This window comes from Streptomyces sp. NPDC052042, assembly GCF_044548345.1.
In the GTDB taxonomy this organism is placed as follows: domain Bacteria; phylum Actinomycetota; class Actinomycetes; order Streptomycetales; family Streptomycetaceae; genus Streptomyces.
On sequence record NZ_JBIUBU010000003.1, the window covers coordinates 362790 to 378737 of the forward strand.

At 71.8% G+C, this 15948-nt stretch carries 9 protein-coding genes; 7 read left to right on the plus strand and 2 right to left on the minus strand.

Annotated elements, in window-relative coordinates:
- Positions 1-315: 315 nt before the first annotated feature.
- Positions 316-4074 carry an AAA family ATPase gene (locus tag ACIHCL_RS08990; protein WP_399858708.1) on the plus strand — a complete coding sequence of 1253 codons (3759 nt, stop codon included), beginning with the start codon at positions 316-318 and terminating at the stop codon, positions 4072-4074.
- A gap of 291 nt (positions 4075-4365) precedes the next feature.
- Entirely contained in the window at positions 4366-5784 is a 1419-nt protein-coding gene (locus ACIHCL_RS08995; RefSeq protein ID WP_399858710.1) for a sugar porter family MFS transporter, read from the plus strand.
- A 172-nt stretch (positions 5785-5956) separates the two neighbouring features.
- Here the strand turns inward: ACIHCL_RS08995 and ACIHCL_RS09000 are convergent, their stop codons facing one another.
- The gene (locus ACIHCL_RS09000) at positions 5957-6937 is read right to left on the minus strand and encodes an LLM class flavin-dependent oxidoreductase (protein WP_399858713.1); all 981 of its coding nucleotides are present in this window, start codon (positions 6935-6937) and stop codon (positions 5957-5959) included.
- Positions 6938-7605: 668 nt separating this feature from the next.
- Between ACIHCL_RS09000 and ftsY the strand changes: the two genes are divergently transcribed.
- On the plus strand, positions 7606-8826 hold the full coding sequence (ftsY, locus tag ACIHCL_RS09005) for a signal recognition particle-docking protein FtsY (protein WP_399858715.1): 1221 nt from the start codon (positions 7606-7608) through the stop codon (positions 8824-8826).
- A 161-nt stretch (positions 8827-8987) separates the two neighbouring features.
- Here ftsY and ACIHCL_RS09010 read toward each other — a convergent pair whose 3' ends face one another.
- Complete coding sequence (locus ACIHCL_RS09010; protein ID WP_399858717.1) at positions 8988-9647, minus strand: bifunctional DNA primase/polymerase; 660 nt, start codon at positions 9645-9647, stop codon at positions 8988-8990.
- Positions 9648-10090: 443 nt separating this feature from the next.
- On the opposite strand from ACIHCL_RS09010, the gene ACIHCL_RS09015 reads away from it, so the two are divergent.
- The 4 genes from ACIHCL_RS09015 (at position 10091) to ffh (ending at position 15798) form a co-directional block, all read left to right on the plus strand.
- On the plus strand, positions 10091-11566 hold the full coding sequence (locus ACIHCL_RS09015) for a hypothetical protein (RefSeq protein WP_399858719.1): 1476 nt from the start codon (positions 10091-10093) through the stop codon (positions 11564-11566).
- 516 nt (positions 11567-12082) lie between these two features.
- Positions 12083-13465, plus strand: coding sequence for an ammonium transporter (locus ACIHCL_RS09020; protein ID WP_399858721.1), 1383 nt, complete (start codon positions 12083-12085; stop codon positions 13463-13465).
- Entirely contained in the window at positions 13462-13800 is a 339-nt protein-coding gene (locus ACIHCL_RS09025) for a P-II family nitrogen regulator (RefSeq protein ID WP_399858724.1), read from the plus strand. Before ACIHCL_RS09020 ends, ACIHCL_RS09025 begins: the two co-directional genes overlap by 4 nt.
- 450 nt (positions 13801-14250) lie before the next feature.
- Entirely contained in the window at positions 14251-15798 is a 1548-nt protein-coding gene (gene ffh / locus ACIHCL_RS09030) for a signal recognition particle protein (protein WP_399858727.1), read from the plus strand.
- Positions 15799-15948: the final 150 nt, after the last annotated feature.

A 15948-nucleotide genomic window follows, 5' to 3' on the forward strand; every position in this document is an offset into this window, starting at 1 on the left:
CAGGCGTCCCTTTTTCTTTCCCGGATTCTCCGACCCCTCCGATCCGGCCCGGCTGCCCCGGCTTCTCGACCCGGTTGCGCCGCTCTGCTCGGTTCCCTGCGGTCGGGATCCGCGGTCCGCGTCTTTCCGCCCGGACCGCCGCGACCTTGTCGTCCGGACCGGCGAGCCCGCTCCGGTCGACGGGATCGCCCGGGTCGTTCCGGCGCCCGGAAGCCGTACGGCACCGCTCCCCGGACGTACACCCCTTTCCTCACCGTCTGATGTGCCCTGCACCTTCATCGGTGAAACCGAGCCCGAAAGGTAGAGTCCGGCGGCGTGCACCTCAAGGCCCTGACCCTGCGTGGTTTCAAGTCGTTCGCCTCCGCCACGACGCTGCGGTTCGAACCCGGTATCACGTGTGTCGTCGGTCCGAACGGGTCGGGCAAGTCCAATGTGGTGGACGCGCTTTCCTGGGTCATGGGCGAACAGGGCGCCAAATCCCTGCGCGGCGGCAAGATGGAGGACGTCATCTTCGCCGGCACCACCGGGCGGCCGCCGCTCGGACGGGCCGAGGTCTCGCTGACGATCGACAATTCCGATGGCGCGCTGCCCATCGAATACGCCGAGGTGACGATCACTCGGACCATGTTCCGCAACGGCGGCAGCGAATACCAGATCAATGGCGACACCTGCCGGCTCCTCGATATCCAGGAACTCCTCTCGGACTCCGGCATCGGCCGGGAGATGCACGTCATCGTCGGCCAGGGCCAGCTGGATTCCGTGCTCCACGCGGACCCCTCCGGCCGGCGCGCGTTCATCGAGGAAGCCGCGGGCGTGCTCAAGCACCGCAAGCGGAAGGAGAAGGCGCTGCGGAAACTGGACGCGATGGGAGCCAATCTGGCCCGCGTCCAGGATCTGACCGACGAGCTGCGCCGGCAGCTGAAGCCGCTCGGCAGGCAGGCGGCCGTGGCGCGTCGGGCCGCCGTCATCCAGGCCGATCTGCGCGACGCCCGACTGCGGCTGCTCGCCGACGACCTGGTCGCGCTGCGCGTCGCGCTGCGCAGCGAGCTCGCGGACGAGGCGGCGCTCAAGGAACGCCGGGAGGCCGCGGAGGCGGAGCTCAGGGCGGCGCTGGCGCGCGAGGCCCGGCTGGAGGACGAGGTGCGGCGGCTGACGCCGCGGCTCCAGCGGACCCAGCAGACCTGGTACGAGCTGTCGCAGCTCGCCGAACGGGTGCGCGGCACGATCTCGCTGGCCGACGCCCGGGTGAAGAGCGCCACCGCCCCAATCGAGGAGGAGCGGCGCGGCCGTGATCCGGAGGACATGGAGCGGGAGGCGGCCCGCATCCGTGAACAGGAGGCGGAACTGACGGCCGCCCTGGAGGCGGCGGAACACGCGCTGGAGGACACCGCCACCCACCGCGCCGAGCTGGAACGGCAGTTGGCCGCCGAGGAGCGCGGGCTCAAGGACGCCGCCCGGGCCATCGCCGACCGCCGCGAAGGGCTTGCCCGGCTCGGCGGACAGGTCAACGCGGCCCGTGGCCGGGCTGCATCGGCCCAGGCCGAGATCGACCGGCTGGCCGCCGCACGCGATGAGGCACAGGAACGCGCGATCGCCGCCCAGGAGGAGTACGAACAGCTCAAGGCGGAGGTCGAGGGCCTGGACGCGGGCGACGCCGAGCTGGGCGAGCGGTACGAGGACGCCAGGCGGGAACGCGCGGAGGCGGAGTCGGCGCTCTCCGCGGCCCGGGAGGCCGCCACCGCCGCCGAACGGAAGCGGGCGGCCGTCGCGGCCCGCCACGAGGCGCTGGCCCTCGGACTGCGCCGCAAGGACGGCACGGGCGCGCTGCTCGGCGCGCGTGACCGGCTGACCGGTCTGCTCGGACCGGCCGCGGAACTCCTGTCCGTGGAGCCCGGCTACGAGGTGGCGGTGGCGTCGGCCCTGGGCGCCGCGGCGGACGCGGTCGCGGTGACGGACCCCGCCACGGCGGCGGAGGCGATCCGGCTGCTGCGCAAGCAGGACGCGGGACGGGCGTCCCTGTTGCTGGGCGGCGTACGGAGCGGAGCCCCGACCGGGGAATCCGGCACGGGACCGGCCGCCGGCCACGATGCGGGACCGGTCGACGGGCCGGGTTCGGGACCGGCGGGGGAGCCCGGCGGGGGAGCGATCGGCGGTCGCGGCGCGGGACCGGCCGACGGACTCGGTGCGGGACCGGCCGACGGGTTCCACGAGGGGGCCGTGCCCGGGAGCGGCCCGGAACCGGCGGAACGGGGCGGTGCGGTCCAGGCTGTGAACCCGCCGTACGTGGCCGATCTCGTCCGCGGTCCCGCCGGTCTGGTGGAAGCCGTACGCCGACTGGTGCGGGACACGGTGGTGGTCGGCACGCTGGAGGACGCCGAGGACCTGGTCACCGCGTATCCCGGGCGGACGGCTGTGACCGCGGAGGGCGACATCCTCTCGGCCCACTTCGCGCACGGCGGATCCGCCGGGGCGCCGAGCCTCCTCGAAGTGCGGGCGTCGGTCGACGAGGCCGCCGCCCAGCTGGAGGAACTGGCCGTGCGATGCGCGGAGTTGACCGAGGCCCAGCGGCTCGCGGGGGAGCAGCGCGACGCGTGCGCCCGGCAGGTCGAGGAGCTGGGGGAGCGGCGCCGGGCCGCCGAGCGGGAGAAGTCGGGGGTGGCCCAGCAACTGGGACGGCTCGCCGGGCAGGCCCGTGGTGCCGCGGGCGAGGCCGAGCGGATGACCGCGTCCGCCGCGCATGCCCAGGAAGCCCTGGAACGGGCGACGGAGGAGGCCGAGGAACTGGCCGAACGGCTGCTCGTCGCCGAGGAGGCGCCGGTCGAGGAGGAGCCGGACACCTCCGTGCGCGACCGGCTCGCCGCCGACGGGGCCAACGCCCGCCAGACCGAGATGGAGGCCCGCCTCCAGGTGCGTACCCACGAGGAACGGGTCAAGGGGCTCGCGGGCCGTGCGGACTCCCTCGACCGGGCGGCCCGCGCCGAACGCGAGGCCCGGACCCGCGCCGAGCGGCGCCGCGCCCGTCGCCGCCACGAGGCCCGAGTGGCCTCCGCGGTCGCGTCCGGCGCCCGTCAGCTGCTCGCCCACGTCGAGGTGTCCGTCGCGCGGGCCGAGGGCGAGCGGTCCGCGGCCGAGGCGGCGAAGGCGGAACGCGAACGCGAGCTGGCGGCCGAGCGCGACCGGGGCCGAGCGCTCAAGGAGGAACTGGACAAGCTCACCGACTCCGTCCACCGGGGCGAGGTGCTCGGTGCCGAGAAGCGGCTGCGGATGGAGCAGCTGGAGGCGAAGGCGCTGGAGGAGCTGGGCGTGGAGCCGGCCGCCCTGGTCGCCGAGTACGGCCCCGACCAGCTCGTACCGCCCTCGCCGGCCGCGGTGGGCGAGGAACTGCCGGACGATCCCGAACATCCGCGCAACCGGCCGCGGCCGTTCGTCAGGGCCGAGCAGGAGAAGCGGCTGAAGACGGCCGAACGGGCCCACCAGCAACTCGGAAAGGTGAACCCGCTCGCCCTGGAGGAGTTCGCCGCGCTGGAGGAGCGGCACAAGTTCCTCTCCGAGCAGCTCGAAGACCTGAAGAAGACCCGGGCCCATCTGGCGCAGGTCATCAAGGAGGTCGACGAGCGGGTCGAGCAGGTCTTCACGGAGGCGTACCGGGACACGGCCCGCGAGTTCGAGGGTGTCTTCTCCCGGTTGTTCCCGGGCGGTGAGGGGCGGCTCGTGCTGACCGATCCGGACAACATGCTCACGACCGGGGTGGACGTCGAGGCCCGGCCGCCGGGCAAGAAGGTCAAGCGGCTCTCGCTGCTGTCCGGCGGGGAACGCTCGCTCACGGCGGTGGCGCTGCTGGTCTCGATCTTCAAGGCCCGGCCCAGCCCGTTCTATGTGATGGACGAGGTCGAGGCGGCTCTCGACGACACCAATCTGCAGCGGCTGATCCGGATCATGGAGGAGCTCCAGGAGAGCTCGCAACTGATCGTGATCACACATCAGAAGCGGACGATGGAGGTCGCCGACGCGCTGTACGGCGTCTCGATGCAGGGCGACGGGGTGTCCAAGGTCATCAGCCAGCGGCTGCGCTGAGCGCCCCGTACGGTTCCCGGCGCCTCCCCCGTCGACGGCGGCCCACCACGTCGTCCGCGTCTGCCGAGCGGATGAGCCCCGGTGCGGCGGACGGCGCCCGCGCGTCCCGAACACGACGGCCGCACGGTGCCGGCCCTGTCCCCAGCGGCCTCTACCTCCCCTTCGAGTGGTGGCGGCCGGAAAGTTGTGCCCCACTGGTGTGTGCCCCGCTCGGAGGATCCCGCCCGCCGAGCCCGCCCCGCAGACCCTGTTCCCCGCACCCGAGGACGCGTCCAGGCACCAGGAGTACATGTGACCGACACAGCGCAGGGGCCCGCGTCCGGAGCCCGTACCGCCCACCCGGACCACCTCGGCCATGTCGTCTTCATCACGGCCGCCGCGGCGATGGGCGGCTTCCTCTTCGGCTACGACAGCTCGGTCATCAACGGCGCCGTGGAGGCGATCCGCAGCCGGTACGACATCGGCTCGGCGACCTTGGCCCAGGTCATCGCCATCGCCCTGATCGGCTGCGCGATCGGTGCGGCCACGGCGGGGCGCATCGCCGACCGCATCGGCCGCATCCGCTGCATGCAGATCGCCGCCGTGCTCTTCACGGTCAGCGCCATTGGTTCCGCGCTCCCGTTCGCGCTCTGGGACCTGGCGATGTGGCGCATCATCGGCGGCTTCGCCATCGGCATGGCGTCCGTGATCGGTCCCGCGTACATCGCCGAGGTCTCGCCGCCCGCCTACCGGGGCCGCCTCGGCTCCTTCCAGCAGGCGGCGATCGTCATCGGGATCGCCATCTCGCAGTTGGTCAACTACGGCATTCTGCAATTCGCCGGAGGGGACCAGCGCGGCCGGATCGGCGGCCTGGAGGCGTGGCAGTGGATGCTCGGCGTGATGGTCGTCCCCGCCGCCCTGTACGGACTCCTGTCGCTGGCGATCCCGGAGTCGCCCCGGTTCCTGATCTCGATTGGCAGGAAGGACCGGGCCCGGAAAATCCTTGCGGAGGTCGAGGGCAAGGGGGTCGACCTCGATGCCCGGGTGGCCGAGATCGAGGGCGCCATGCGCCGGGAGCACAAGTCCACGTTCAGGGACCTGCTCGGCGGCCGCTTCGGCTTCCTGCCGATCGTCTGGGTCGGGATCGGCCTCTCGGTCTTCCAGCAACTCGTCGGTATCAACGTGGCGTTCTACTATTCGGCGACGCTGTGGCAGTCCGTTGGCATCGATCCGACGGAATCCTTCCTCTACTCGTTCACCACATCGATCATCAACATCATCGGCACCGTCATCGCGATGACGCTGGTGGACCGGGTGGGGCGCAAGCCGCTCGCGCTGGTCGGCTCCACCGGCATGGCCATCGCCCTCGCCGTCGAGGCATGGGCCTTCTCGGCGCCCCTCGTCGGCGGGAAGCTGCCACACATCCAGGGCGTCGTGGCGCTCGTCGCGGCCCATGGGTTCGTGCTCTTCTTCGCCCTGTCGTGGGGCGTCGTCGTCTGGGTCTTCCTCGGCGAGATGTTCCCGAACCGGATCCGCGCGGCGGCGCTCGGCATCGCCGCCTCCGCGCAGTGGATGGCCAACTGGCTGATCACCGCGAGCTTCCCGAGCCTGTCCGACTGGAACCTCTCGGGCACGTACATCATCTACGCGTGCTTCGCCACGCTCTCCATCCCGTTCGTGCTCAGGTTCGTGAGGGAGACCAAGGGCAAGGCGCTGGAGGAGATGGGCTGAGAGGGGACGGGCCGAGAGCGGACGGGCCGACCAGAGCACGATCCCTCGGGACCGGCCCGGCCCCGGGAACGCGTACGCCCCGCCGCGGGAACCCGCTGGAACCGCGGACGCCGGTGCCGGGAGCACGGAGCGCTTCTGGGTCCGGATCAGCGGTCCGGACCAGTGGTCCGGATCAGCGGTTCGGATCAGCGTGCCCGACCGCTTCGCAGAACAACCGCAGGCTCCGCCATCCCTCCTCGACCGGCATCCCGCCGCACAGGGGGTGCAGCACCAGGCTGTCGAGCCTTCCGGCCAGCCCGGCGCACTCCTCCGGGGTGACGACCCGGTAGACGCCCTCGTCCCGCAGCGCGTCCACCGTGCCCGCCGTGGAACGCACGGCGGAACGGATGCCCGCGGACTGCCAGGAGGCGTATGTACGCGCCTCGTGCAGGAAGTGACCGCCGTACTGAGCCCACGTACGCTCCGGGTCCTCGGACACATGCAGCAGGGGCGTCTCGGCCGACGGCATCATGCAGAAGCCGTCCGTCCCGAACTCCGTCCGTCGCTCGTGGTAGTACGCCTCCAGCTCCGGCAGGTGCGCGCTCGGGAAGAACGGCAGCCCGAACCGCGCCGCCCGCCGCGCCGCCGCCCGCGAGCTCCCGCCCACCAGCAATGGTGGATGGGGGCGGGTGTAGGGGCGCGGAGTGACCCGGACCGTGCGGCCCCGGTACGGGAAGGGCTCCCCGGTCCACGCCCGCACCAGCGTCTCCAGCAGCTCGTCCTGGAGTCGGCCGCGCCGCTTCCATTCGACGCCGGCCCGTTCGTACTCCTCCGGGCGGTACCCGATTCCCGCCACCGTGATCAGCCGGCCCGCGCTCAGCAGGTCCAGGACCGCGATGTCCTCGGCCAGCCGCAGCGGGTCGTGCAGCGGGCCGATGATCGCCGAGACGGTGACCGCGATGCGGCGGGTGGTGCCGAGGACCGAACCGGCGAAGACGAAGGGGGAGGGCAGCCAGGAGTTCTCGACCCCGTGGTGCTCCTCGGTCTGCACGGTGTCGATCCCGTGCGCGTCGGCGTGGGCGGCCATGTCCAGCGCGGCACGGTACCGGGCCGAGAGCGACTCGGCGGTGGCGGCGGGATCGACGAGGTTGAACCGGACCACTGTGAAGGCCATGACGGGCATCCTCCTCGTCGGTCGGACTCGGCCGGGCCGGACAGCGGTGCCCCGCCCGGCGATGCGGGCCGCGTCGCACCCGTCCGGCGCCCACCTCGTGGTGCCGACCGAAGCCCGCGCAGCCCTTCCCCGAGCCCTCGAACTCCGTTCGAGCAGGGGAGACCCCGTCCGAGGACTTCCGGCCGCCTCGCGGTCGCACGCACCGGGACGACGCTCCTTCCGGGGCACATTGCCGGCCGTGACCTTAACTGACGCATCGTCAGAAGGGTAGGGGTGTGTCACTCGACGCCCTGTCGCGACGGACGGCAGGGCGCGGCAGAGTCGCGTACGGCAGCCCGGAGGCGGCGACGGCGGCCGCCCGGTCCGGGCCGGCCGGCCCGGGTGCCGGCGAGCGGGCCGGGCAGCCATTCCGTGTGGGGCGACGGCAGTCCCGTCGCCGGTGCCGCGGCCCGCGCGGCCACGACCGGCACGGAGAAGCCGCCCGTGCACCAGTGACCGCCGCCCGGGCCGGCCGATGAAGACGAGCCGGTGCCCGCGGTGGGGTCTCCGCGCGCGGGATCGCATCTTTGCCGCTAACGCCACGAAAAGGTCGATAACGGCCAAGTGGGGGTGTCGGCGATCCTTCCGGGCGGCCCGCACGGCCGGGCGTGGCCGATACTGGGTGCGTTATGGAATTCGTCATCCTTGCTGTAGTCATCGCCCTGGTCGCGGTCGGCGTGATCAGCGGGCTCGTGGTCAGCGGCCGCAAGAAGAAGCAGCTGCCCCCGGCGCCGCCGAGCACGCCGACCATCACTCCTCCCGCCGAGCCCCACGTCGGTGAGGAAGCCGAAACGCCGCGCGAGGAACCGCGCCGCACCATCGAAGAGGTCGCTCCCCCGGCGGCCGAGGCCCCCGTCGCGGAGGCCCCCGAAACCGTCGAGGCCGCCGAGCCGGAGGCGCTCGCCGCCCCGGCGATCGAGGTGCCCGAACCCACCGCCGGCCGACTGGTACGGCTGCGCGCCCGGCTCGCCCGCTCGCAGACCTCCCTCGGCAAGGGGCTGCTCACGCTCCTGTCCCGGGACAACCTCGATGAGGAGACCTGGGAGGAGGTCGAGGACACCCTTCTCACCGCCGATGTCGGTGTCGCCCCCACCCAGGAACTGGTGGAGCGGCTCCGCGAACGCGTCCGCGTGCTCGGCACCCGCACCCCCGAGGGGCTGCGCGCACTGCTCCGCGAGGAGCTCCTGGCCCTGATCGACACCGACACCGACCGCGCGGTCAAGACCGAGGGCGGTCTCGACACCCCTGGTGTGGTGATGGTCGTCGGTGTCAACGGCACCGGTAAGACCACCACCACCGGCAAGCTGGCCCGGGTGCTCGTCGCCGACGGCCGCAGCGTCGTGCTCGGCGCGGCCGACACCTTCCGGGCCGCCGCCGCCGACCAGCTCCAGACCTGGGGCGAACGCGTCGGCGCCCGTACCGTCCGCGGACCCGAGGGCGGCGACCCGGCGTCGATCGCCTTCGACGCGGTCAAGGAGGGGATCGCGGAGGACGTCGACGTCGTCCTCATCGACACCGCTGGGCGGCTGCACACCAAGACCGGCCTCATGGACGAGCTCGGCAAGGTCAAGCGGGTCGTCGAGAAGCACGGGCCGCTCGATGAGGTCCTGCTCGTCCTCGACGCGACGACCGGGCAGAACGGCCTGGTGCAGGCGCGGGTGTTCTCCGAGGTCGTCGACATCACGGGCATCGTGCTCACGAAGCTGGACGGCACGGCGAAGGGCGGCATCGTCGTCGCGGTGCAGCGCGATCTGGGCGTGCCGGTGAAGCTGGTCGGCCTCGGTGAGGGGCCGGACGACCTGGCGCCGTTCGAGCCGGAGGCGTTCGTGGACGCCCTGATCGGGGACTGACACCCCGCACTGTCCGTCAGTCGAAGAGCCCGGCCGCCGGCGGCCGGGCTCTTTTGCGTCGTCATCCTTTCCGTGTCGTCTCTTCCGTGCCCGGTGTCCGCGGGGTCGGGGTTTCCGGCAGCGGGGGCGGTGCCCGGAGCGAACCGGGGCACGTGTCGGCGTCAGCCGCTCAGGGGCGCGCGATGGCAGCAGTAGGCCAGCGTGCCGAGCAGCAGCCTGGCCGGCGGCGGCGCGGCCGCCGTGTCCAGCACCGGCGGGCGCAGCCACCGGGCAGGTCCGAGGCCGCCCTCGTCGGACGGCGGGGCGGTGATGTGGTGGCCGGGGCCCAGCGCCCGCAGGTCCAGGCCCGCGTCGTCCCAGCCCATCCGGTACAGCAGACGAGGAAGCTCGGCGGCGGCTCCGGTCGCCACGAAGAACTGTGCCCGCCCCGATGGCGTCGACACGACCGGGCCCAGGGGCAGCCCCATCCGCTCCATGCGCGCCAGGGCCCGGCGTCCGGCTGCCTCGGCCACGTCCAGTACGTCGAAACTGCGCCCCACCGGCAGCAGCAGCGTGGCGTCCGGCACCTGGGCCCACGCCTCCACCGCCGCGTCGAGCGCGGCGCCCGGCGGGATCTCGGGCGCGACGTCCAGGGGGTGGGCGCCGGGGGAGGGGCACCGGTCGCTCTCGCACGAGCAGCGGCCGTCCGCGGCGCGCGCTCCGGGCGCCACGGCCCAGCCCCACAGTCCTGTGTACTCGGCCACCGCCGTGCTCTCGGCCGAACGGCCGCGGCGTCGTGAGCCGGTGCGCATCTCGCGGATGCCGCCGATCGTGAAGCCCATGCCCCCTCCAACGGGTCCGACTCATCGGTGGTTACGTCACGGAGTGAAGGCCCGCCACTCCGCCGTCATGACGATCCGTGGTGCGCCGGTGCACGCACGGTGGCGCTTCGTGAGTCGCGCGCCCCCTTTGTGCATCGCCGCAACCACGATTGATCGACCGAGTGTCAAGTGAATCGCGCTCGGTGTCGTTCGTGTTCATCCGAAGGGGTGGCGAATGGTGGCGTTTCTGTAAGCGTCCTCGCCGCGGTGGTGATCGTAGGATTACCGTCGGTACACGAACCATGGAAGTATGTGCGCACGTGGGTATGCCGGAGGCAACCTGATTCCTGTTCGATCGTGTGCAAACTCCGTATGGGCGTCATCGGAACAGGGCATTCTGATAGTGGTTCGCGCGACAGCGTTCGTCGGGATCACGACGGTTTCAGCGGGATGGGGGCGTTCCAGTGAGTGGCAGCGGCGCAGGCGATACGAATGCCGGTAAGCGCCCCAACGAGCAATTGAGCTCGTGGTTCGTGCGCAGCGGCTGGTCGAAGGGCGAGCTGGCACGGCAGGTCAATCGGCGGGCGCGGCAAATGGGTGCCCACCACATCAGCACCGACACCTCCCGGGTGCGGCGCTGGCTCGACGGCGAGCAGCCTCGCGAGCCGATTCCGCGCATTCTGTCGGAGCTCTTCTCGGAGCGATTCGGCTCGGTCGTGGCGGTCGAGGACCTCGGACTGCGCTCCGCGTACCAGGCGGCCTCCGTGTCCGGGGTCGACCTGCCCTGGGCGGGGCCCCAGACCGTCGCCCTGCTCAGCGAGTTCTCCCGTAGCGATCTGATGCTCGCGCGGCGCGGATTCCTCGGCTCCTCACTCGCCCTCGCCGCCGGTCCCGCCCTCGTCGAACCCATGCAGCGCTGGCTGGTGCCCGTGGCGTCCGCCGCACCGGCGGAGCCCGAGCCGGCCGTTGCGTCCCGTCGTCCCTCCAAGCTCTCCGGCCCCGAGCTCGACCTGCTGGAGTCGACGACGGCGATGTTCCGTCAGTGGGACGCGCAGTGCGGCGGCGGGCTGCGCCGCAAGGCCGTCGTCGGTCAGCTCCATGAGGTCACCGACCTCCTGCAGGAGCCACAGCCGGAGGCCACCGCCAAGCGGCTCTTCCGGTGCGCGGCCGAGCTGGCCGAGCTGGCGGGCTGGATGAGCTACGACGTCGGCCTCCAGGCCACGGCCCAGAAGTACTTCGTTCTGGCGCTGCACGCGTCGAAAGAGGCCGACGACAAACCGCTCGGTTCGTATGTTCTGTCCAGCATGAGCCGGCAGATGATCCACCTGGGGCGACCCGACGACGCCCTCGAACTGATTCACCTCGCTCAGTACGGCAGCCGGGACTGCGCCACCGCGCGTACCCAGGCCATGCTGTACGCGATGGAGGCGCGCGCGTACGCCAACATGGGCCAGGCGGCCAAGTGCAAGCGGGCCGTCCGGATGGCCGAGGACACCTTCCTCGACGCCGGGATGGACGGCGAGCCCGAACCCGACTGGATTCGCTTCTTCTCGGAGGCCGAGCTCAACGGCGAGAACTCCCACTCGTTCCGCGACCTCGCCTACGTCGCGGGGCGCAGCCCCACGTACACCGGACTCGCCGAACCGCGCATGCGCCGAGCGGTCCAGCTGTTCAGCGAGGACGACGAGCACCAGCGGTCCTACGCGCTCAACCTGATCGGCCTCGCCACCGTCCACCTGCTCAAACGCGAGCCCGAGGAGTCCACGGTGCTCGCCGGGAAGGCATTGCGGATCGCCAAGAAGATCCGCTCCGAACGCGTCAACACCCGGCTGCGCAAGACCGTTGACACCACGGCCAGGGATTTCGGGGACATCCCCGAGGTCGCCAGGCTCACGGATCTCCTCACCGAGCAGCTGCCCGAAACCGCTGAGGCGGTTTGATAAGCGGCGCCCAGGACACCGGTCACGACGGCCACCCGGCACATATCGACTTCGGCTCCCCCAATTGCCAGGTCGCCGGGTGGTCGGCGTGGCCGGTTCGCATGGCCGCCCGGTGCGGAAGACCGGTGGGTCCGGTTCGGGTGCGGGAGGCCGGTGCGGGACGCGCGCACGGAAGAGCCGGTGCGGACGCGCCTGCGGCAGCGCCGGCGGGGACGGGCCGTAGTGGTGGCGGGGCCGGCGACGCCCGCCTGCGCGTCCGACGGCGGCCGCCCACGTTTTCGTCGTGGGCCGGGTACGGCGTCGTGCGCCGTACGGGGCCCGCGGCGGGGTGCCATCGCCGGTTCATGAGGACGTAACACCCCGATCCCTTTGGTCACCGCCGTGAAACACCGTGCGGCATCGGCGGAAACGGCGCCGGGTGAATCTCGTGGTGCATGACGGCCGCAACCCCTTCCAGCGGTCCCGTCCGCGGCCCGCTCCTGCGCGCGTGGCCGCCCCGACGACGAGGAGGCGCCCATGCCCCCAGGCATCATGACGCTCGCGGCAGACCCCCCGACCCTGTCCGCCGCCAACACCGGGTTCATGCTCGTCTGCTCGGCCCTGGTGATGCTCATGACCCCGGCCCTGGCCTTCTTCTACGGCGGAATGGTCCGGGTCAGGAGCACCCTCAACATGCTGATGATGAGCTTCATCAGCCTCGGGATCGTCACCGTCCTGTGGGTGCTCTACGGGTTCAGCGCCGCCTTCGGCAACGACATCGGTTCGGTCATCGGCTGGGCCCCGGACTCTGTGGGGCTGAGCGGAATCGGCCCGAACCAACTCTGGGCCGGCTCCACGATCCCCGTGTACGTCTTCGCCGTCTTCCAGCTGATGTTCGCGGTCATCACCCCGGCCCTGATCAGCGGAGCCCTCGCCGACCGGGTGAAGTTCACCTCCTGGGTCCTGTTCATCACGCTGTGGGCCACCGTCGTGTACTTCCCCGTCGTCCACTGGGTGTGGGGCCCGGGCGGCTGGCTCCACGAGAGGGGCGTCATCGACTTCGCGGGCGGCACGGCCGTCCACATCGACGCGGGTGCCGCGGCGCTCGGGGTGATCCTCGTCATCGGCCGGCGGACCGGTTTCGGGAGGGATCCGATGCGGCCGCACAGCCTGCCTCTCGTGATGCTCGGCGCCGGACTGCTCTGGTTCGGCTGGTTCGGCTTCAACGCCGGATCGTCGCTGGGCAACGACGACGGCGTCGGCGCGGTCATGTTCGTCAACACCCAGGTCGCCACCGCTGCCGCGATGCTCGCCTGGCTCGGTTACGAGAAGCTCCGCCGGGGCTCCTTCACCACGCTCGGTGCGGCCTCCGGCGCGGTCGCGGGCCTCGTCGCCATCACCCCGTCGGGCGGTGCCGTCAGCCCGCTCGGCGCCCTCGCGGTCGGCGCCGTCGCCGGTCTCCTGTGCGCCATGGCCGTCGGTCTGAAGTACCGGTTCGGCTACGACGACTCGCTGGACGTCGTGGGCGTCCACCTCGTCGGCGGTGTCGTCGGCTCCCTCCTCGTGGGTCTCTTCGCCACCGGCGGCGTCCAGTCCCACGCCAAGGGCCTCTTCTACGGGGGCGGTCTCGAACAGCTCGGTAAGCAGGCCGTCGGGGTCTTCTCCGTCCTCGTGTACTCCCTGCTCGTCTCCGCGGCCCTGGCCTTCCTCCTGGACCGGACGATCGGCATGCGGGTGGCGGACGACATCGAGGACACCGGCATCGACCGGGCCGAACACGCCGAGACCGCCTACGACTTCAGCGAAGCGGGCGGGGGAGCGGCGCCGCGCGCCACGGTGACGGCCCTCGGCATCGCGTACCCGGCGGCCGTCCCCGATGCCACGGCGGCACGGCGGCAGACCAGGAAGGTGGACGCGTGAAGCTCATCACGGCGGTCGTGCAGCCGCACCGGTTCGACGAGGTCAAGGAGGCCCTGCACGCCTTCGGGGTCCAGGGCCTCACGGCCACGGAAGCCGTTGGCCACGGGCGGCAGCGCGGCCACACCGAGGTTTACCGGGGCGCCGAGTACACCGTCGATCTCGTCCCCAAGATCCGTATCGAGGTCCTCGTCGACGACGAGGACGCCGAACAGCTCATCGACGTCGTGGTGAGGGCCGCCCGGACCGGCAGGATCGGAGACGGCAAGGTCTGGACCCTCCCGGTCGACACCGCCGTCCGCGTCCGGACGGGCGAGCGCGGCCCGGACGCGCTCTGACCGGACGCGTCCCCGGCCCGCCGCAGCCGCCCCGGACACCCCCGGGCCCGAGGGCGGCCCGCATGGTCGCGCACGGGCCGAGCGCCCGCCGGGGGCGGGAACCGGGCCCGCACCCCGGAAGCGGTACGGGTGCGCGGTGCACACATGTCGACGCCGGGCGGACGCGGTGGGCGCCTTCCACGTCACCCGGGACGACGGTGCTCCGCTGCCGGACGCGGAGGCGGCGGCCCTGGCGAAGGCGGGGAGGAGGCACTGCGGTGGGGCGCGACGCGGGCCCGTGACGCCCGTATGGACCCCCTCTCCCCGTACACGTACGGCCCCGCTCTCCGCGGGCGTGGACACCCCCGCCCGCGCCGGGCGGACGACGACCGGCAAGGGTGGACGCCCGCTCGGGCCGGTTACCCTAGGAACGATCCGTACCGCCCCCGACCCCGAGGACCGACGAGCGCCGTGTTCGATACTCTCTCCGACCGCCTTGCCGCGACTTTCAAGAACCTCCGGGGCAAGGGCCGCCTGTCCGAGGCGGACATCGACGCCACGGCGCGCGAGATCCGTATCGCCCTGCTCGAAGCGGACGTCGCCCTTCCCGTCGTCCGGTCCTTCATCGCCAACGTCAAGGAACGGGCGCGCGGTGCCGAGGTCTCCCAGGCGCTGAACCCGGCCCAGCAGGTCGTCAAGATCGTCAACGAGGAGCTCGTCTCCATTCTCGGTGGCGAGACCCGGCGGCTGCGGTTCGCCAAGAACCCACCGACCGTGATCATGCTCGCGGGTCTCCAGGGTGCCGGTAAGACCACCCTGGCCGGAAAGCTCGGCCGCTGGCTCAAGGGCCAGGGCCACTCCCCGCTGCTCGTCGCCTGTGACCTCCAGCGCCCCAACGCCGTCAACCAGCTCAGCGTCGTCGCCGACCGCGCCGGCGTCGCCGTGTACGCCCCTGAGCCGGGCAACGGCGTCGGCGACCCGGTCCAGGTCGCCAAGGACTCGATCGAGCACGCCAGCTCCAAGCAGTACGACGTCGTGATCGTCGACACCGCCGGCCGTCTCGGCATCGACCAGGAGCTGATGCAGCAGGCCGCGGACATCCGCGACGCCGTCAGCCCCGACGAGATCCTGTTCGTCGTCGACGCGATGATCGGTCAGGACGCGGTCAACACCGCCGAGGCGTTCCGTGACGGCGTCGGCTTCGACGGCGTGGTGCTCTCCAAGCTCGACGGTGACGCGCGCGGTGGTGCGGCCCTGTCGATCGCCCATGTCACGGGCAAGCAGATCATGTTCGCGTCCAACGGCGAGAAGCTCGACGACTTCGACGCGTTCCACCCCGACCGCATGGCGTCCCGCATCCTGGACATGGGTGACCTGCTCACTCTGATCGAGCAGGCGGAGAAGACCTTCAGCCAGGAAGAGGCCGCCAAGATGGCCTCCAAGCTGGCGTCCAAGAAGGGGCAGGACTTCACGCTCGACGACTTCCTGGCCCAGATGGAGCAGGTCAGGAAGATGGGCTCCATCTCCAAGCTGCTCGGGATGCTGCCCGGCATGGGGCAGATCAAGGACCAGATCAACAACATCGACGAGCGCGACGTGGACCGCACCGCCGCGATCATCAAGTCGATGACCCCGAAGGAGCGGGCCGAGCCGACGATCATCAATGGCTCGCGCCGGGCACGCATCGCCAAGGGTGCCGGTGTCGAGGTCAGCGCGGTGAAGAACCTGGTGGAGCGGTTCTTCGACGCGCGCAAGATGATGTCGAAGATGGCCCAGGGCGGCGGGATGCCGGGCATGCCCGGCATCCCCGGCATGGGCGGCGGTCCCGGCCGCCAGAAGAAGCAGGTGAAGCAGGCCAAGGGCAAGCGCAAGAGCGGCAACCCGATGAAGCGCAAGGCCGAGGAGCAGGCCGCGGCGGCGCGGCGCGCCCAGGCCGCGCAGGGCGGTGTGCCCGGCCTGCCGGCGCCGGGCGGCAAGGACTTCGAGCTGCCCGACGAGTTCAAGAAGTTCATGGGCTGATCGCCCTGCGACCCGGGTGAGGGGCGCCCGACGATCCCGGTTCCCGGTGAACGAACCCCGGAACCGGGGACGGCGGGCGCCCCTCACGCATGCGCCCCGGTGTCCTCGTGGGGCGGTGTCCTCGCGCCCCCTCGCATGGCGGTCGTCCCC